The organism is Kushneria sp. AK178 (genome assembly GCF_053903105.1).
This window is the reverse complement of record NZ_CP096381.1, coordinates 336,915-353,789: the sequence shown is the minus strand read 5'-3', so window position 1 is coordinate 353,789 and position 16,875 is coordinate 336,915. Positions and strand designations below refer to the sequence as shown.

Below are 16,875 nucleotides of genomic sequence, written 5' to 3'. Positions count from 1 at the left end.
TTATCGATCCACGTCGGCCATTACAAAGTCGATGCTGCCCAGGTGCGCGATCAGATCCGGCACGAAACCGCCGTTGATGACGGGAGGAATGTGCTGAAGATGCGCGAAGCTGGGCGTACGAATCCGGGTGCGATAGCTCATGGTGTTGCCATCGCTGGTCAGGTAGTAGCTGTTGAGCCCCTTGGTCGCCTCGATCATCTGAAACGATTCGTTGGGCTTGAGCACCGGCCCCCAGGAGACCTGCAGAAAGTGCGTGATCAGCGTCTCGATGTGCTGAAGCATCTTGTCGCGCGGGGGCGGCGTGGTCAGCGGGTGATCGGCCTTGTAATCGCCCTCGGGCATGTTCTTGAGACACTGCTCGATGATGCGAAGGCTCTGGCGCATCTCCTCGATACGCAGCATGCCGCGATCAAAGACGTCACCGTTGGTGCCGACCGGGATATCGAAATCAAAGTTCTCATAGCCCGAATAGGGCTTCGCCTTTCTCAGGTCGTACTTGAGCCCGGTGGCGCGCAGGTTGGGCCCTGTTACCCCCCAGGTCAGCGCTTCGGCCGTGGTATGGGTGGCAACGCCAACCGTACGATCGCGCACGATGGAGTTGTCCATCATGGCGCGCTCGTATTCGTCCAGCCGCGGCGGCATCCAGTCCAGGAAATCGCGGACCAGCTTCTCCCAGCCGCGCGGCAGATCGTGCGCCACGCCGCCGATGCGAAACCACGCCGGGTGCATGCGAAACCCGGTAATCGCCTCGATGACATGATAGGCGCGCTGGCGGTCGCTGAAGGTGTAGAAGACCGGCGACATCGCCCCCAGATCCTGCAGGAAGGTGCCCAGAAACAGCAGGTGGGAGTTGATGCGAAACATCTCTGCCATCATCACGCGAATCGTTTCGGCGCGCGACGTGACGGTGATCCCGGCGAGTTTTTCGACGGCCAGGATGTAGGGCAGGTTGTTCATTACCCCGCCGGTGTAATCGATCCGGTCGGTGTAGGGAATGTAGCTGTGCCAGGACTGGCGCTCGGCCATCTTTTCGGCACCGCGATGGTGGTAGCCGATATCCGGCACACAGTCGACGACCTCTTCACCGTCGAGCTGCAGCGCGATGCGAAACACGCCGTGTACCGAGGGGTGGTTGGGCCCCAGGTTCAAAAACATGTAGTCGGTGTCGCGGCTCTGTCGCTTCATGCCCCAGTCCTCGGGCTTGAAGCGCAGCGCTTCCTGCTCGCGATCCTGACCTTCCATCGTCAGCGTATAGGGATCGAACTCGGTCGCACGCGCCGGATAGTCCTTGCGCAGGGGATGGCCGTTCCAGGTCGGCGGCATCAGCATGCGGCTCAGGTGCGGATGTCCCGCGAACTCGATCCCGAACATGTCAAAGACTTCGCGTTCGTACCAGTTGGCATTGAGATAGACGTTACACAGGGTCGGAACGCGCAGATCATCCTCGTGCAGCGCCACCTTGATCATCAGCTCGCTGTTACGCTCCAGCGACATCAGCTGATAGAACACCGTAAAGTCTGCCGGCGGCAGGTCGCGTCGATGCATGCGCAGGCGCTCGTCCACGCCGTGCAGGTCATAAAGCATGACAAAGGGCTTTTTGACCTGCTGCACGAAGTGCATGACCTCGATGAGCTGCTCACGTGGTACCCATACCACCGGCATGCCGGTCAGCGTGGGCTGCACTACCAGATTCGCCTCGCCAAAGCGGGCCTTCAGCTCATCGACAATGGCGAAGGTTGTATCGTCTGCCTGTGAAGTCTCGGTCGTCATCCGTTGTTTTCCATCGCCAGTGAACCGGACCTGCCTGCTTCGTGGCGGCCCTGGGGCCGGTCATTACACTTCATCGGGTGAACGCAGCTCGGTGACCGCAATACGTTCTTCACGCATCCTTTCGCGCTGGGAGGGCATCTCGGATCGGTAGACCCCCTGATCCCCCACGACCCAGGTCAGCGGACGACGCTCCTGCTGAATGGAGTCCTGCAACAGCTGCAGCCCCTGAAGGAAGGCTTCGGGTCGTGGCGGGCAGCCCGGGATATACACATCCACGGGGAGAAACTTGTCGACACCCTGCACCACCGAATAGATGTCATACATGCCGCCGGAGTTGGCACAGGAGCCCATCGAGATGACCCATTTGGGCTCGAGCATCTGGTCGTAGAGTTCCTGAATGATGGGCGCCATCTTGACGAAACAGGTGCCGGACACAACCATCACATCGGCCTGGCGGGGCGAGGCGCGCAGCACCTCGGAACCAAAGCGCGCGACATCGTGTGGCGCGGTAAAGGCCGTGGTCATTTCGACGTAGCAGCAGGAGAGCCCGAAGTTATAGGGCCACAGGGAGTTCTTGCGCCCCCAGTTGACGACGTTGTGCATGATGTCTTCGAGCTTGCCCATGAACACATTGCGATGCACCTGGTCATCCATGGGGTCATCGACGACGCGTCGCTCGCCGACCGGATACTGACTGTCCTTCGGGGTATTCGGGTCGATGCGCGTAAGCTTGTAGGACATCGGGAGTCCTCCCTGAAAACGTCATTGATCGATGCTGAAGCGCTGTCAGGCGAGTGAAACGCCCGTCACGGTTCAGTCGTCGGCATGATCACGCTGGGCAGGCTGGTGCACCCGGTCCGGCTGCGTGCGGCGTCTCGGCACCCAGTCCAGTGCCCCGACGCGGCTGTCATAGATCAGCCCGGCCAGCAGAATGAAAATGAAGGTGCTGGCGCCCACCAGCCCGGTCCAGCCGGTCTCGCGTATGGAGATGGCCCAGCCGAACAGATAGAGGGCTTCCACATCGAAAATGACAAAGAGCATGGCCACCAGATAGAACTTGACCGAAAAACGCTGGTGGGCGCTGCCCGTCGGGACGATGCCGGATTCGTAGGGTGTTTCCTTGCTGTGCCCCCAGGCGCGTCCGCCAAGCAGGGCAGAGGCAGTCACCATGAAGGTACAAAGGGCCAGTACGGCGACAATGAAAACACCGACTGACCAGTTTTGGGCCAGTTGCGCTGCCAGATCCATGGACGCTCACTCATCTTGGTCTGCTCCAGCGACATTGCATCGGCCGGAACTTTCGTTATTCAACCACCCGGGATGTGTCGCCCGAATGACAGGGAATTCTCGATTGCGGAAGGTCAGGTCTGCGTCGAGATCACACCATTAAATTAGAAGTCGATACGGGATTTCGCCAATGCCGTTATCGGCTTTTTTGATGTCGATTTCGGAATGTTCCCCCTGTAGCCGCCCTGTATCCAAAGAAAATATTGCCGCCCCGCATTAGACCTTGGTCTTATCATCCCCGGTGTTGCAGACATCCCCTTCATCGCCTGTCATACAGTATGACCTTTGCCATTTCTGGACATCACCATGCGCCCGACCCGTTTTCTCTCCATTGCCGGCACTGACCCCAGCGGCGGCGCCGGACAGTCCGCCGACATCAAGACCGCCAGCGCTCTGGGCGCCTACGCTACCAGTGTACTCACGACCGTTCTGGCCCAGAATACCTGCGGCGTGCGCGACGTCATGCCCCTGCCGCAGGCGCTGATTCGCGCCCAGCTTGATGCCGTGTTCGAGGATATCGCCATCGACTGCGTCAAGATCGGCATGGTCAGTGACCTCGATACCGCCCATCTGATTCGGGAGTTCATCGAGCGCTATCGGCCGGCGCATGTGGTGCTCGACCCGGTCATGGTGGCCAAGAGCGGCGACATGCTGGTGGACCGCGACGGCTTTCACGCCGTGCGCGACGTGCTGGTCCCGATCGCCGATGTCATCACGCCCAACCTGCCGGAAGCCGCCGTACTGCTGGAGGCCGATACCCCCTCGAGCCATGAGGCGATGGAGGCGATGCTGCCCGAACTCGGGGCGCTGGGCTGCGATATCGTGGTGCTCAAGGGCGGTTATCTGAAAGGCGATGTCAGCAACGACCTGGTCCTGACCCCCGAAGGCTCACACTGGCTGGAAGCCCCACGCATCCAGACACGGTCACTACATGGCTCCGGATGCACCCTGGCCTCTGCCGTTGCGGCGCTTCTGCCCCGCCATGACACGCCGATCGAGGCCATCCGGGCGGCCAAGCACTACATGAGCCGGGCCCTGGAAGCCGCCGGTCGTCTGGAGGTCGGCAGGGGCCAGGGGCCGGCCCATCACTTTCACGCCTGGTGGTAGCTGCGCGAGCAGGCAACCACTATCCTTTCAACGGTGCTCATGACATTACCGACATCGGCAAGCGCCCTCCTTACTACCGGGCAAGGATTCAGCCATGAATACGACGCTGCTACTGGCCACAGATCTCTCCCATGAATGTCAGGCAGCCCTGGTGCGGGCGCTGCATCTGTCACAGCGCAGCCAGTCGCGCCTGGACATCCTGCATGTCGTGGATCCCTATCTGCCTGAAAGCACTCTGCCCGGACTGGTGCATGCCATCGAGGAGGAGATCGATCGCACCCTGAACGCGCTGTGCGAGCACCACGAGCTGACGCGCCCGGCCACCGAGATTCACATCGTCAGCGGCGTGCCCTATGCCGAGATCATTCGCGAAGCCTACGAGCGCAGCGCCTCGATGATCGTCATGGGCACGCATCGCAAGCAGGGCCAGCCGGATCTGATCAGCGGCACGACCCTGTCACGCGTCATGCGCCGGGCGCCCTGCCCGGTGGTCAGCATCCCCCATGACGGCGAACCGGACTGGCAGGACATTCTGGTGCCGGTGGACTTTTCGCTGGCCTCGCGCCACACCCTCAAGGAGGTGCTGACGCGCTTTCCCAACGTACGTCTGACGCTTCTGCACGCCTGGGACATGCCAATGGCCATGGAACTCTGTGAAGGGACCAACTACCAGCACTGGCGCGACCTTGAACGCCAGCGTCTGCGCCAGCAGCTCGAACTTGAAACCGAGCGTTTAATGGCCGATCTGCACGCCAGACCCGATCTGGAGCTGGTACTGCAGCAGGGCGATCCCACACAGGTACTGCTGGACCGGCTGCGCCAGCAGCCGCCCGATCTGCTGGCGCTGGGCAGCCATATTCGTGTCGGCATCGGCCGCGCCACCGACAGCCTGCTGGAGCGGCTTCTGACCGAAACCCGCGGCGATCTGATGCTGTGCCGCACCTGGTAGGCGGCGGTGAACACTTCCTGACAGGCAACGGATAAAACGGAGAGACCATGCGGGCCCTGATTCAGCGCGTCAGCCAGGCAAGTGTTGATGTTGACGGCGAGTGCATTGGCGCCATCGAAGGCGGACTACTGGCCCTGATCGGCGTCGAGCGCGACGACACCCCGGAGCGCGGCGAAAAACTGCTGCAGAAGATGCTCAACTACCGCGTCTTCAGCGACGAGCAGGGCCGCATGAATCTGGGACTGGCAGCGACCGGGGGCGGTCTACTACTGGTCTCGCAGTTCACCCTGGTGGCGGATACCCGCAAGGGGCTGCGGCCCGGCTTTTCCAGCGGCGCCACACCGGAAGACGGCGAGCGGCTGTTCAATGGCCTGGTCGAATCGGCCCGCAGGGCGCACGCCAACGTCGAGACCGGTCGCTTTGGCGCCGACATGCAGGTCTCGCTGGTCAACGACGGCCCCGTGACGTTCCTGCTGGAAAGCTGACCACCTTCTGCACTCTCTTGAACAGGCGACATACCATGACCCCCTCTTCATCCGACACGCGCGTGGCGCTGATCACCGGCGGCGCCCAAGGCATCGGGCGCGGCATGACCGACGACCTCATCGCCCGCGGCTGGCGGGTCGCGATCCTCGATATCGACGATGAGGCGGTGCAGGAGATGCGCGGGCGACATGACCCGACGCAGCTTCTGGCCATGACCGCCAGTGTCAGCGACGAGACCGCGGTGGGTGAGGCCTTCAAGCGCCTGGAACACTGGCAGGGCCGGCTGGACCTGCTGGTCAACAATGCCGGCCCGGCCGATCCGTACTGCGGGCCGCTGGAATCACTGTCGCTCGAGCGCTGGCATCACTGGCTGGACAACCACCTTACCGGCGCCTTTCTCTGCTCGCGCGCCGCGATCCCGCTGCTGCGCCGGACGCAGGGGTCGATCATCCATATGGCCTCGACCCGGGCGCTGCAGTCCGAGCCCGAAAGCGAAGGCTACGCCGCCAGCAAGGGCGGGCTGCTGGCCCTGACCCACGCTATGGCGACCAGCCTGGGCCCGGACATCCGGGTCAACGCCATCTGCCCCGGCTGGATCGAGACCGGCGAGCATCAAAAGGCCGCCAACCGTGAGACGCCCGAACACAGCGATACCGACCGTCAACAGCACCCGGTCGGGCGCGTGGGCCACCCCGATGACATCGCCGCGCTGGTCGCCTTTCTGGCCGGCCCGGAAGCCGGCTTCATCACCGGCCAGCACTTTCCTGTCGATGGCGGCATGACGCGCAAAATGATCTACGCCGAATAGCCGGATACAACACGGGCCGCCCCGTTCAGGGGACGGCCCGTGGTGTGATCGGATGTTGGTGCGCTAGTGCTTGGGATGCCACTTGCCATCGTCACCCTTTTTGTACTTCGATTCGACCGCCTTCCAGGCCACGGCGTGGGCCGTCTCTTCACGGGAGGCGTTACCGCGGCGGTCAGAGGGATCGGCGTACTCATCCCAGGCGCTGTTGAAGGCTTCCTTGTAGATGGTCCGGGCGTGCGGCGGCAGTACCCTGCGCGCGCTATCGGGAATGTCATCACGATGATCGTAGGGCATCTCTCCTCCCTGAAGTCAGCCGGTGTCGGTGGATACCCTGTCCAGTGTAGCCCCCTGTCGCCGGCTGCCAACGAGGGAATCAGGACGCGCTGAGCTGTGCCTGCATCTCCTCGAGCGCCTCTTCGGCCGCCATCCAGGCCTGCTCGTCGCTTTCCAGCCGGGCCTTCCATTCGCCCTGCTCGCGCAAAAGCTCCGTCAGTCGCGCTTTCTGATCGGCGTCATAGAGCGTGGGGTCCGACAGCTTCGCCTCGACCGCCTCGAGTCCGGCCTGCGCCTTCTCCATCGATTTCTCGGCCGCATCACGCTGCTTCTTCAGGGGCTTCAACTGCTCGCGCAGCTCGGCCGCGGCCCGTCGGGTGGCCTTGCGATCCTCCTTCGGCGCCGCGCTCTCCCCGGCCTCCTCTGTTGACGGGCGGGCATCGTCGGTGAGCCGGTTTTTCAGCCACAGCCGGTAGTCCTCCAGCGTGCCGTCAAAGGCAAAGACCCGGCCGTCAGCGACGCACCAGAACTCATCGACGCTGGCGCGCAGCAGATGGCGGTCGTGCGACACGATCATCACGGCCCCCTCGAAGGCCGCCAGCGCCTCGGTCAGCGCATCGCGCATGTCCAGATCCAGGTGGTTGGTCGGCTCATCGAGCAGCAGCAGGTTGGGCTTTTGCCAGGCGATCAGCGCCAGCGCCAGACGTGCCTTTTCACCGCCGGAGAAGCGAGTGATGACCTCGAAGGCGTCGTCGCCGCGAAAGCCGAAACCGCCCAGAAAATCCCGGATGCTCTGCTCGGAGGCCCGGGGAGAGAGACGCTGGACGTGCGTAAAGGCGCTGGCACCGAGATCCAGCGCGTCCAGCTGATGCTGGGCAAAATAGCCCACCGACAGGTGCTCACCCTCGGTGCGCTCGCCCTTGAGCAGGGCCAGCTGCCCGGTCAGCGCCTTGATCAGCGTCGACTTGCCCGCGCCGTTGGGCCCCAGCAACCCGATGCGGCTGCCCGGTGCCAGCGACAGGCGCACGTTCTCGACGATCGGGGTGTCGTCATAACCGATGGCGGCATGATCGATCGACAGCAGCGGGTGGGAGACCTTGTCAGCACAGGGCAGCTGGAAGCGAAACGGCGATTCGGCGCGCAGCGGGGCGATGTCCTCCATGCGCTCGAGCATCTTGAGCCGGCTCTGGGCCTGTTTGGCCTTGGTCGCCTTGGCGCGAAAGCGGCGCACGAACTCCTCGATCTCGGCGCGGCGCGCCTGCTGCTTCTCGCGCTCGGCCTCGCGCTGGGCCAGGCGCTCGGCGCGGGTGCGCTCAAAGGTGGTGAAGTTGCCGCGATAGAGCTGCACGTGACGCTGATCGAAGTGCACGATGTGATCGCACACCGCATCGAGAAAGTCGCGGTCGTGCGAGATCAGCAAAAGCGTGCCGGGGTAGCGCACCAGCCACTGCTCGAGCCACAAAAGCGCGTCCAGATCCAGGTGGTTGGTCGGCTCATCGAGCAGCAGCAGATCGGACGGCTTGAACAGCGTCTGGGCCAGATTGGCACGCATGCGCCAGCCGCCGGAAAAATCCGACAGCGGGCGGTCGAGATCACGCTGGGCAAAGCCGAGCCCGACCAGCAGCTGCTCGGCCCGGGCGCGGGCCGTATAGCCATCCAGCGACTCGATCGTGCCATGCAGCTCGGCCTCCCGGTGGTGCTCGCCAGCCTCGCGCGCCGCTTCCAGCGCAGCCTGGGTATCGCGCAGGGCGTGATCGCCATCCAGCACGAAATCGGTCAGGCTGCGCGACAGCGTGACGATCTCCTGGCGCATGTGGGCAATGCGCACGCCGCCATTGAGCGCCACCTCACCGCGCTCGGGCGCCAGCTGCCCGAGAATGAGCTGGAAAAGGCTCGATTTGCCCGTGCCGTTGGCCCCCACAATGCCGGCGTGGTGTCCCATCGAGAGCATGAAGTCTGCGGACTCGATCAGCGGTACCCCGCCACGTTGGAGCTCGAGCTGGCGAAATGCGATCATGCAGTATCCTGTCCGGCCGGTTGCCGATAAGTGGTCGAATGAACAAGTCAATGGGCACCCATTCTAACCGAAATCTCCCCCCGCTTTGGCCCTGGGCGCTGGCGCTTTATGATCGCACCGGCGTCAGCGAGGCGCTGCTGTCGCTGCAGGACGAGGCCGGCCTCGATGTCTGCGAGCTGCTCTGGGGCCTGTGGCTGCTGGCTCATGACCGGGTACCGGAGGCAGATATCGATGCGCATCTGGCCGTTGTTCGCCAGTGGCAGCAGCACTATACGCAGCCGCTGCGCCAGCTGCGCCGCGACCTCAAGGCCCGCGCCATCGAACAGCCGGGGCTTGAAGCGATGCGTACGCATATTAAAAGGGCCGAGCTTGAAAGCGAGCGCGAAACCCTGCGCCGGCTTGAGACGCTGGGCGCGTCCGCCGCCATCCCGCGCCCGGCACATTCGCGCCCCGAGACGCTTTTAAGGCCCCTGACCGGCGAGCTCGAGCCCCGTCATCAGCAGCTGATTTCCCATCTACGGCTTGAAAGTGAGAACATGGCGCCCCCATCGTGCGGATAGTGCGTTGAAAGACAGCCGAAATTCCTTCAGGGGTTGGCGTGATTTTTTTCACGGTGTGTTGTCCAACATCCCTTGATGACCATGTGTACAAGGAGCTTTCATGAATAAACTGTTGAGCGCGGTCACTCTGAGCACGCTGATCGTACTGACCGGCTGTTCCGACGCCGACGACAGTCAGGACAACAGCGCCGATGACCAGGCCACGCAGCAGGAGCAGGCCCAGCAAAACGGCAACGACAACAACGCGCAGCAGCAGGACGATTTCGAATCCGACGAGGCGCGCCTGGCCTATGCCGTGGGGGTCACGCTGGCCCGCAACCTCCAGGAAGACATGCAGGATCTGGATGTTGATAACTTCACCGATGGCATCAGGGATGTCTACGACGGCGACGACATCCGCCTGAGCGATCAGCAGATCGGCGATGCCCTGCAGCAGTATCAGCAGCAGATGATCGCCGAGCAGCAGCAGCAGATGCAGCAACAGGCCGAGCAAAATGCTCAGGCCGGCCAGCAGTTCCTTGAAGAGAATGCCGGCAAGGATGGCGTTGAAACCACCGACTCCGGTCTTCAGTACCGCGTCATGGAGGAAGGTGACGACAGCGGTCCCCAGCCCGGCGCCGAAGAGCAGGTTCTCGTCAACTATGAAGGCCGTACCATCGACGGCGAGGTCTTTGACAGCTCCTACGAGCGTGGTGAGCCGGTCACCTTCCAGACCAATCAGGTCATTCCCGGCTGGCAGGAAGCGCTGGAGATGATGCACCCGGGCGACAAGTGGGAAATCTACGTGCCGTCCGATCTGGCCTATGGCGAAGCGGGCACCGGCCCGATCGAGCCGAACCAGACCCTGATCTTCACGGTGGAACTGCTGGGCGTGGGCGATGATGCCACCAGTGCCGCAGGCAATGATGCCGCTGCTCAGGCCGACGGTGTCGAGACACAGCCGGCCGGCTAATGTAGCAGCGCAGTGTGAAGCAGCCAGCCACCGGGCCTGATCGCCCGGTGGTTTTTTATGTCTGGCCCCCGTGTTGTTGTACCTGCCATCGTGTAACAGCCGATGGATAAATCAGGGGGAAAGACCTTGTGGATAAGGTTGTGAGGTACTGTTTTATCAACGTCGAACAGCCTGTGCATAAATGTCGCACCCGCCTGTTCAATTCGTCATCGATACGGTATAGACAATTGCTGAAATGATTATAACAAGCTGTTGTCGCTCGTTATTTTAAAAGGCGCCACGCTATGGGGCCATACACCCGGTATTGAGCCGCCCCGCCTTCTGTCAAGCAAAAATTCCCAACGCCGTGTGGATAATTGATAGGAAAATTCATGTTCCAGCGGTAGTGACATTATGCATCAGCGACACGGCAGCGACAGATCGTACCAGCTGCCCAGCATGCCTCTGGAGGTCATCACTACCAGACTGCCGCGTAGTCGGTGGGTATCGCCACGACACAGGGCGGCATCAAACGTGCCGCGATAGTGACCGGGCGCCGTGGCAACCAGGGTCGTGGTCGTACTGCCTCCGTGGCTGCCGGTCTTCTCGAGCCGGGCAGTGACCCGGTCGGCGTCAAGGCCTGCCAGCGTCGTGTCCACACTCAGCTGTCCATCGCGATAGTGCCACCGGGTATTCATCTCGCCAAAGCGTCCCAGCGCCGTAAAGCAGCGCTCTTCCAGCGGCCGACACTCCAGTTCGGCGGCAAACCAGGTTACCTTCGAGCGGCTGCCGGCCCCCACGTAGTAATAGCCCAGATAGGTAATGGCCACGGTGACCGTGATCAGCGTGACCACGACCAGCGTGTTGAGCCAGCGAAGCGAGGGCATTTGAGAGGATGACGCGGGTATCGACATGGCTGGCGTCCGGTGATCGAGCAGGTATCGGCCAGCGGGCGCTGGCGGCGGCCCAATAACAGCAGGCATTCATTTAAAAAATATTCTCATTTGTCTTGACCGGCCAAATGAGAATGGTTATCTTTGATATGTGGTGATCGCCAGTCACCACATGAACAACCCGATATGTCAGGTATCGAGTGGTTCATCTCCTCATCAAGTTAGTCACGGTCCTTGAGCCGCCCCTTCGGGGCGGCTTTTTTATGCCCGCAACAGGGCGTGGTGCCCGGGGTCGGCACCGGTCCGGCTCAGGCGCGGCGCTGATACATCAGATCCCACACGCCATGTCCCAGCCGCTCACCGCGGGTCTCGAACTTGGTCAACGGTCGAAAGTCCGGACGCGGCACATAATCGCCATCGCGCGCCAGCGTTTCAAAACCGGGCGCCTCGTTCATGGTCTCGACCATGTATTCGGCATAGGGCTGCCAGTCGGTGGCCATGTGAAAGCAGCCGCCCGGACGCAGCACGCGATGCACGCGCTCGAGAAAGGCCGGCTGCACGATGCGGCGCTTGTGATGGCGCTTTTTGGGCCAGGGGTCTGGAAAGAACAGCTGCAGCGTATCGATCGATTCAGCCGGCAGGCAGTCATCCAGCACCCGGAGCGCATCCTCGCGATAGACGCGTACGTTGGAAAGGCCGGCCTTGTCGACGTCATCGAGCAGCTTGCCCACGCCCGGCGGATGCACCTCGATACCGATGAAGTCGGTCTCCGGATGGGCCAGCGCCTGCTCGAACAGCGACCCGCCCATGCCGAAGCCGATCTCGACCACGCACGGCGCCCGACGCCCGAACAGCGCCTCCAGGTCCAGCCGCCCCTGCTCGAGCGTCAGCCCCAGCCGCGGGAAGACCTCCTCCAGACCGCGACGCTGGGCCTGGGTCATGCGGCCGCTGCGCACCACGTAACTCTTGATGCCGCGGTGCGGCGCCTGCTCACCGGCATCAGCGCCCGGCGTTGTCTCTTCTGTCATCACAAGTATCGTCAAAAACGGTGGAACGAAATCAGCCGGTGATCAGGCCTTCCGTAGGCGATGAAGGGCTGGCGGCATAGGTCTTTCTGCCCATGCGCTCGGCCAGACGGGCCTCACGTCCGGCTTCAACACCCTTTTTCATGGCACGGGCCATCAGCACCGGCTGGCGGGCGTGCGCGATGGCCGAGTTGACCAGCACGCCATCGCAGCCCAGCTCCATGGCCATGGCCGCATCAGAGGGCGTACCGATACCGGCATCGACCAGAATCGGCACCCGGGCGCTGTCGATGATCAGCGACAGCGCATGCGGATTGAGCAGGCCGTGACCCGAGCCGATCAGCGAGCCCAGCGGCATGACCGCGCAGCAGCCGATCGATTCAAGCTCGGCCGCCACGATCGGATCGTCGCTGGTATAGACCATGACCTCAAAGCCGTCCTCGACCAGCGTGCGCGCCGCACTGAGGGTCTCCATCACGTTGGGATAGAGCGTGTGATCGTTGCCCAGCACCTCGAGCTTGACGAGGTTGTGACCGTCGAGCAGCTCACGGGCGAGCTGACAGGTGCGCACTGCATCCCGCGCGTTATAGCAGCCGGCCGTATTGGGCAGGATGGTGTAGCGCGCGGGATCAATGACATCGAGCAGGTTGGGCTCGTCCGGATTCTGGCCGATATTGGAACGGCGCACGGCGACCGTCACGATCTCGGCGCCGCTGGCCTCGACCGCCGCACCGGTTTCTTCCAGATCACGATACTTGCCGGTACCGACCAGCAAACGCGAGGCGAAACTGCGTCCGGCAATCTGCAAAGGGGTGTCCCACTGGGAATCAGTGCTCATGATGCTCTCCTCGAGCCCGCCGGGCGGGTATCGATGCGATGGCCGTCGGGGCGGCGGTCTCAGCCGCCGCCGATGGCATGAACAATTTCGACACGATCGCCCTCATTGAGCGTCGTGGTCGCATGGCGAGTGCGCGGCACGATGGCTTCGTTGACCTCCACGGCAATGCGCCGTCCGGTCAGATCAAGCGTTGCGATCAGGTCAGCCACACTGCTGACCTGATCAACCCGGCGCGCTTCCCCGTTGATGTATAGCTGCATGTCACATCCTGCACTGGTCTCGGGAGCATGCAGTATAACGTTGAGGCCGGAAGCGCTCCTAGCGTTTCGCGGCCTCTTCAGACGCTGTCCAGACCCCCTTCGCCAGGCGCTCGGGATTTTTGAGCACGCTCGGATCAAAGACCGGCTCCTTGACGCCGCTGTTGCGCTGGCGCTCGTAATCCTTCAGAACGCGGATGGCCACGGGCGCCAGCAGCAGCATGGCAATCAGGTTGGTGGTCGCCATCAGCCCCATCGCCAGATCGGCGAAGTTCCACACGAAGGTCAGGTTGGCGACCGCCCCGATCATCACCATGGCCAGAATCATGACGCGAATGACGGATACCGCCCGGTCGCCGTGGCGCGGGAACAGATACTCGACGTTGACCGCGCTGTAGGCGAAGTTGGCCAGGATCGAGGTGAAGGCAAAGAAAAAGATCGCCACGGCGATGAAGATCTCACCGAAGCTGCCCAGGTGGTCCACCATCGCGTCCTGGGTCAGGGTGATGCCTTCGATCGACTGGCCCGGCGAGGTGGTCATCAGCGTGTCATAGACGCCGGAGAGCAGGATCACCACCGCGGTACAGGTGCAGATGATCAGGGTATCGATGACCACGCCAAAGGACTGCACCAGCCCCTGCGCCGCGGGGTGTTTGACGGTGGCCGTGGCCGCGGCGTTGGGCGCCGAGCCCATGCCGGCCTCGTTGGAAAAGAGCCCGCGCTTGATGCCGTTTTCCATCGCGACCTTGATGGAGTAGCCGGCCGCCCCGCCGATGGCCGGGCCGAAGCCGAAGGCACTCTTGACGATCAGCGCCAGCATGTCGGGCACGGCGGTGATATTGGCAAAGAGGACGTAGAGCGCGACCAGCAGATAGGCGATCGCCATCAGCGGCACGATCTTTTCGGCCGTGCGCGCCACCGATTTGATGCCGCCATAGATGACCAGGGCGGTCAGAGCCACCAGCACGATCCCGGTGATCCAGGTCGGTACGGCAAAGGCACCGTCGACCGCCTGGGCGATGGTGTTGGCCTGCGCGCCGCAAAAGGCCAGGCCAAAGGCGATGATCAGAAAGACGGCAAACAGACAGCCCATCCAGCGCTGGCCCAGCCCGCGCTCGATATAGTAGGCCGGCCCGCCGCGAAAGACCCCATCCTTGTGCTCGATCTTGTAGACCTGCCCCAGGGTGGACTCGATAAAGGCCGTGGCCAGGCCGATGATGGCGGTCATCCACATCCAGAAGATGGCACCGGGGCCGCCGACCCACAGGGCCAGCGCCACGCCGGCCAGGTTGCCGGTGCCCACGCGCGCAGCCAGCGAGGTCGCAAAGGCCTGAAAGGCACTCACACCCTCACCGCTGCCCCGGCTGGTAAAGGTGACGCGGGCCATGTGGCCCAGCAGACGAACCTGCATGAACCGGGTCGCAACGGTAAAGACGAGACCGGCCCCGAGCAGCAGATAGACCAGGATGAACGACCAGATAAAGCCGCTGATCGGATTCATCACGGCATAAGCGGCATTTTCAATGCTAGTAATAAATTCCATGGGAGTTCCCCGCCATGCCCCGCGGTTACGGAGGCATTACTCTTGTGGTGTGTTATTGATCAGAGCCACCACCCCGAAGCAGCACCTGGTGGCCCGGGCGCGTGCGTGCGACCATACACGGATTCACGTCAAAATGCCCAATTCGATAGGAGCATACGCCCCATGTCATCGCGCCTTTTCTGGCTTGCGGCCGCCCTCTCCGGACTGTGTGTGGTGGTGCTCGGCGCCTGGGGCGCCCACGGCCTGGCCGACCGGCTGGATGCCGCCGCCCTCAACGCCTGGCATACCGGCGTGCGCTATCAGGCCTGGCACACGCTCGCCGTCATGCTGATCCTCGTCTGGCGCGACGTTGTGGCCCTCAAGGGTCAGCGGCTGGTGCTGGCCCTGTGGAGCGTGGGCGTGGTGCTCTTTTCCGGGTCGCTGTATGTGCTGGCGCTGGGCGGCCCTGCCCTGCTGGGCCCGGTCACGCCGCTGGGCGGGCTGGTGATGATGACCGGCTGGGGGGTACTGGGGGTGACTGCCTTGCGCCGACGCCCCGAGTCCTCATAATTGACCTCTGGCGGCGCGAGCGGCGTGGCGCAAGCATGAGCGTTTTTGACAATGGCCTTACCCGACTTTTCCGATCTGCTGAGTGCCGGCCCGCTGGCGCCTTTGGCCCTGCCGCCGACCGGCGCGCTGGGGCAGTATTTTCGCCACTACGAGCTGGATGCGCTGATGGAGCAGGCCGGTGCCATCGAGTCGGGGTATGTGCAGGTCGACGGGTTTCGCCTCTGGACCCAGGTCTGGACGCCGCCAGCGTCGGGGCTCCGCGGTACGGTACTGATCGTTCACGGCTATTTCGACCATCTGGGGCTTTACGGCCATCTGCTGCGCCTGCTGCTGGACAGCGGCTTTCGCGTGGTGCTCTGGGACCTGCCGGGGCACGGCCTCTCCAGCGGCGAGCGCGCCGCCATCGATGCCTTCGCCACCTATACCCGGTGTCTGCGTGACCTGATCGCCCATCTCGACGCCAGGGCGCTGATCCAGACGCCGCTGATCGGCATCGGCCAGAGCACCGGCGCGGCCATTCTCGCCACCGATGTGCTGGAGCGTCCGGGCCGTCACCCGTGGCAGTCGCTGGTGCTGCTGGCCCCGCTGGTGCGCCCCTGCAAGTGGCAGCGCTCGCGTCTGATGCACCGGCTGGCCACACCGTTCATTCGCAGCATTCCGCGCAGTCACCGCCCCAATACCACCAACCTGGCCTTTACCGACTTTCTGCACCGCGAGGATCCGCTGCAGACCAACACCCTGCCGCTGGTCTGGGTCGGCGCCATGCGCGACTGGATAACGCACGTGCGCCGGCTGCCGCCCAATGAGCTGCCGACCCTGATCCTGCAGGGCGAGCAGGATGCCACCGTGGACTGGCGCTGGAACCTTGAAGTGCTGCGACAACTGCTGCCCGGCGCCAGGATCGTCTATCATCAAACGGCCCGACACCACCTGGTCAACGAATCACCGGATATTCGCCGGACCCTGTTCCGGGCGCTGCATCACTTTTTGATCACACAAACCGACGGCTCATGCGTTACGCCGGCCGATACGCCCGAGGCCCCCTCATGACACGATGGCTACCTGCCGTGCTGCTGATGCTCATGCTGGCAGGCTGCGCCGGGATGGACCGCGACCCCTCGCGCCACCGCACGCCGCTGGAAAACCTGGGCCGGACGGCTGCCGCCGATGTGCTCAAGGAGGCGCCCTGGCCGGATGAGGCGGGTAACCGCGTCATCCTGGTCATCCCCGTTCAGGCCGATGCCGACTTCGGCCGCCGGGCTGATGCCCGCTTCAACGACGCCCTGACCCGCCATCTGCTCAGCGCCCGGGACGGGCCGCAGGTGCTTTCCGTTGCAAGGGCGCCGGCGCAGGCGGATGCGCCCGCCAACCAGTGGCGGCTTTTTTCCCTGCTGGAAGCGCCGCTGGGCACCATCACGCTGTCGGATCGACAGCTGTACCCCTATACGCTGACATTGACGCTCCGACGCGGCGACAGTGACGATATCTGGTGGCAAAGGGAGATCGACGGCGCCTTCGACGAGCTGGGACTGCCCCTGTCCGCGGCGGCCGTGACCCCGGCCCCCTGATCACCGCTCACTGA

General features: G+C 63.3%; 19 protein-coding genes. 9 read left to right on the top strand and 10 right to left on the bottom strand.

Translation table 11 applies throughout. The annotated features are described in order from the left end of the window. The 3 genes from nuoC to M1D97_RS01600 form a co-directional block, all read right to left on the bottom strand. Positions 1-1,770: an NADH-quinone oxidoreductase subunit C/D gene (gene nuoC / locus M1D97_RS01610; RefSeq protein WP_456268999.1), complete on the bottom strand. Its 1,770-nt coding sequence runs from the start codon at positions 1,768-1,770 to the stop codon at positions 1-3. A 63-nt stretch (positions 1,771-1,833) separates the two neighbouring features. Then, complete coding sequence (locus M1D97_RS01605; RefSeq protein ID WP_456268998.1) at positions 1,834-2,511, bottom strand: NuoB/complex I 20 kDa subunit family protein; 678 nt, start codon at positions 2,509-2,511, stop codon at positions 1,834-1,836. A gap of 72 nt (positions 2,512-2,583) precedes the next feature. Then, the gene (locus tag M1D97_RS01600) at positions 2,584-3,018 is read right to left on the bottom strand and encodes an NADH-quinone oxidoreductase subunit A (protein WP_456268997.1); all 435 of its coding nucleotides are present in this window, start codon (positions 3,016-3,018) and stop codon (positions 2,584-2,586) included. Between the two features lie 345 nt (positions 3,019-3,363). Here M1D97_RS01600 and thiD point away from each other — a divergent pair, with 345 nt between their 5' ends. The 4 genes from thiD to M1D97_RS01580 all read left to right on the top strand — a co-directional run bounded on the left by thiD (position 3,364) and on the right by M1D97_RS01580 (position 6,407). Further along, on the top strand, positions 3,364-4,164 hold the full coding sequence (thiD, locus tag M1D97_RS01595; RefSeq protein WP_456268996.1) for a bifunctional hydroxymethylpyrimidine kinase/phosphomethylpyrimidine kinase: 801 nt from the start codon (positions 3,364-3,366) through the stop codon (positions 4,162-4,164). A 94-nt stretch (positions 4,165-4,258) separates the two neighbouring features. Continuing rightward, positions 4,259-5,113 (top strand): universal stress protein, encoded by an 855-nt coding sequence (locus M1D97_RS01590; protein ID WP_456268995.1) that lies wholly within the window; start codon positions 4,259-4,261, stop codon positions 5,111-5,113. 47 nt (positions 5,114-5,160) lie between these two features. Further along, complete coding sequence (dtd, locus tag M1D97_RS01585) at positions 5,161-5,598, top strand: D-aminoacyl-tRNA deacylase (protein WP_456268994.1); 438 nt, start codon at positions 5,161-5,163, stop codon at positions 5,596-5,598. Positions 5,599-5,633: 35 nt separating this feature from the next. Continuing rightward, positions 5,634-6,407 carry an SDR family oxidoreductase gene (locus M1D97_RS01580; RefSeq protein ID WP_456268993.1) on the top strand — a complete coding sequence of 258 codons (774 nt, stop codon included), beginning with the start codon at positions 5,634-5,636 and terminating at the stop codon, positions 6,405-6,407. A gap of 63 nt (positions 6,408-6,470) precedes the next feature. On the opposite strand, the gene chaB is transcribed toward M1D97_RS01580, so the two are convergent. Then, positions 6,471-6,701, bottom strand: a complete 231-nt coding sequence (chaB, locus tag M1D97_RS01575) for a putative cation transport regulator ChaB (protein ID WP_456268992.1) — start codon at positions 6,699-6,701, stop codon at positions 6,471-6,473. 79 nt (positions 6,702-6,780) lie between these two features. Next, on the bottom strand, positions 6,781-8,697 hold the full coding sequence (locus tag M1D97_RS01570; protein ID WP_456268991.1) for an ATP-binding cassette domain-containing protein: 1,917 nt from the start codon (positions 8,695-8,697) through the stop codon (positions 6,781-6,783). A gap of 50 nt (positions 8,698-8,747) precedes the next feature. Here M1D97_RS01570 and M1D97_RS01565 point away from each other — a divergent pair, with 50 nt between their 5' ends. Further along, on the top strand, positions 8,748-9,257 hold the full coding sequence (locus tag M1D97_RS01565; RefSeq protein ID WP_456268990.1) for a TIGR02444 family protein: 510 nt from the start codon (positions 8,748-8,750) through the stop codon (positions 9,255-9,257). A gap of 100 nt (positions 9,258-9,357) precedes the next feature. Continuing rightward, the gene (locus tag M1D97_RS01560; RefSeq protein WP_456268989.1) at positions 9,358-10,209 is read left to right on the top strand and encodes an FKBP-type peptidyl-prolyl cis-trans isomerase; all 852 of its coding nucleotides are present in this window, start codon (positions 9,358-9,360) and stop codon (positions 10,207-10,209) included. Positions 10,210-10,607: 398 nt separating this feature from the next. Here the strand turns inward: M1D97_RS01560 and M1D97_RS01555 are convergent, their stop codons facing one another. The 5 genes from M1D97_RS01555 to M1D97_RS01535 form a co-directional block, all read right to left on the bottom strand. Next, positions 10,608-11,102 carry a hypothetical protein gene (locus tag M1D97_RS01555; RefSeq protein WP_456268988.1) on the bottom strand — a complete coding sequence of 165 codons (495 nt, stop codon included), beginning with the start codon at positions 11,100-11,102 and terminating at the stop codon, positions 10,608-10,610. Between the two features lie 287 nt (positions 11,103-11,389). Beyond that, positions 11,390-12,109 (bottom strand): tRNA (guanosine(46)-N7)-methyltransferase TrmB, encoded by a 720-nt coding sequence (gene trmB, locus M1D97_RS01550; RefSeq protein ID WP_456268987.1) that lies wholly within the window; start codon positions 12,107-12,109, stop codon positions 11,390-11,392. A 31-nt stretch (positions 12,110-12,140) separates the two neighbouring features. After that, on the bottom strand, positions 12,141-12,944 hold the full coding sequence (locus tag M1D97_RS01545; protein ID WP_456268986.1) for a thiazole synthase: 804 nt from the start codon (positions 12,942-12,944) through the stop codon (positions 12,141-12,143). 59 nt (positions 12,945-13,003) lie between these two features. Continuing rightward, positions 13,004-13,204, bottom strand: a complete 201-nt coding sequence (gene thiS, locus M1D97_RS01540; RefSeq protein WP_456268985.1) for a sulfur carrier protein ThiS — start codon at positions 13,202-13,204, stop codon at positions 13,004-13,006. A gap of 58 nt (positions 13,205-13,262) precedes the next feature. Continuing rightward, the gene (locus M1D97_RS01535; RefSeq protein ID WP_456268984.1) at positions 13,263-14,744 is read right to left on the bottom strand and encodes an alanine/glycine:cation symporter family protein; all 1,482 of its coding nucleotides are present in this window, start codon (positions 14,742-14,744) and stop codon (positions 13,263-13,265) included. A 162-nt stretch (positions 14,745-14,906) separates the two neighbouring features. Between M1D97_RS01535 and M1D97_RS01530 the strand changes: the two genes are divergently transcribed. From M1D97_RS01530 to M1D97_RS01520, 3 genes are read left to right on the top strand one after another with little or no spacing between them, the layout of a single operon-like run. Continuing rightward, entirely contained in the window at positions 14,907-15,293 is a 387-nt protein-coding gene (locus M1D97_RS01530) for a DUF423 domain-containing protein (RefSeq protein ID WP_456268983.1), read from the top strand. 51 nt (positions 15,294-15,344) lie between these two features. After that, entirely contained in the window at positions 15,345-16,343 is a 999-nt protein-coding gene (locus tag M1D97_RS01525; protein ID WP_456268982.1) for an alpha/beta hydrolase, read from the top strand. Further along, the gene (locus M1D97_RS01520) at positions 16,340-16,861 is read left to right on the top strand and encodes a hypothetical protein (RefSeq protein WP_456268981.1); all 522 of its coding nucleotides are present in this window, start codon (positions 16,340-16,342) and stop codon (positions 16,859-16,861) included. Before M1D97_RS01525 ends, M1D97_RS01520 begins: the two co-directional genes overlap by 4 nt. The last annotated feature ends 14 nt before the right edge of the window (positions 16,862-16,875 follow it).

Bases quoted from the DNA above. Each gene is read 5' to 3' on its own strand.
- M1D97_RS01555 (WP_456268988.1), bottom strand. From the start codon at position 11,102: ATGTCGATACCCGCGTCATCCTCTCAAATGCCCTCGCTTCGCTGGCTC.
- M1D97_RS01520 (WP_456268981.1), top strand. From the start codon at position 16,340: ATGACACGATGGCTACCTGCCGTGCTGCTGATGCTCATGCTGGCAGGC.
- thiS (WP_456268985.1), bottom strand. From the start codon at position 13,204: ATGCAGCTATACATCAACGGGGAAGCGCGCCGGGTTGATCAGGTCAGC.
- trmB (WP_456268987.1), bottom strand. From the start codon at position 12,109: ATGACAGAAGAGACAACGCCGGGCGCTGATGCCGGTGAGCAGGCGCCG.
- M1D97_RS01600 (WP_456268997.1), bottom strand. From the start codon at position 3,018: ATGGATCTGGCAGCGCAACTGGCCCAAAACTGGTCAGTCGGTGTTTTC.
- chaB (WP_456268992.1), bottom strand. From the start codon at position 6,701: ATGCCCTACGATCATCGTGATGACATTCCCGATAGCGCGCGCAGGGTA.
- M1D97_RS01535 (WP_456268984.1), bottom strand. From the start codon at position 14,744: ATGGAATTTATTACTAGCATTGAAAATGCCGCTTATGCCGTGATGAAT.
- M1D97_RS01530 (WP_456268983.1), top strand. From the start codon at position 14,907: ATGTCATCGCGCCTTTTCTGGCTTGCGGCCGCCCTCTCCGGACTGTGT.
- M1D97_RS01560 (WP_456268989.1), top strand. From the start codon at position 9,358: ATGAATAAACTGTTGAGCGCGGTCACTCTGAGCACGCTGATCGTACTG.
- M1D97_RS01545 (WP_456268986.1), bottom strand. From the start codon at position 12,944: ATGAGCACTGATTCCCAGTGGGACACCCCTTTGCAGATTGCCGGACGC.
- nuoC (WP_456268999.1), bottom strand. From the start codon at position 1,770: ATGACGACCGAGACTTCACAGGCAGACGATACAACCTTCGCCATTGTC.
- M1D97_RS01605 (WP_456268998.1), bottom strand. From the start codon at position 2,511: ATGTCCTACAAGCTTACGCGCATCGACCCGAATACCCCGAAGGACAGT.
- M1D97_RS01570 (WP_456268991.1), bottom strand. From the start codon at position 8,697: ATGATCGCATTTCGCCAGCTCGAGCTCCAACGTGGCGGGGTACCGCTG.
- M1D97_RS01565 (WP_456268990.1), top strand. From the start codon at position 8,748: ATGGGCACCCATTCTAACCGAAATCTCCCCCCGCTTTGGCCCTGGGCG.
- M1D97_RS01580 (WP_456268993.1), top strand. From the start codon at position 5,634: ATGACCCCCTCTTCATCCGACACGCGCGTGGCGCTGATCACCGGCGGC.
- M1D97_RS01590 (WP_456268995.1), top strand. From the start codon at position 4,259: ATGAATACGACGCTGCTACTGGCCACAGATCTCTCCCATGAATGTCAG.
- M1D97_RS01525 (WP_456268982.1), top strand. From the start codon at position 15,345: ATGGCCTTACCCGACTTTTCCGATCTGCTGAGTGCCGGCCCGCTGGCG.
- dtd (WP_456268994.1), top strand. From the start codon at position 5,161: ATGCGGGCCCTGATTCAGCGCGTCAGCCAGGCAAGTGTTGATGTTGAC.
- thiD (WP_456268996.1), top strand. From the start codon at position 3,364: ATGCGCCCGACCCGTTTTCTCTCCATTGCCGGCACTGACCCCAGCGGC.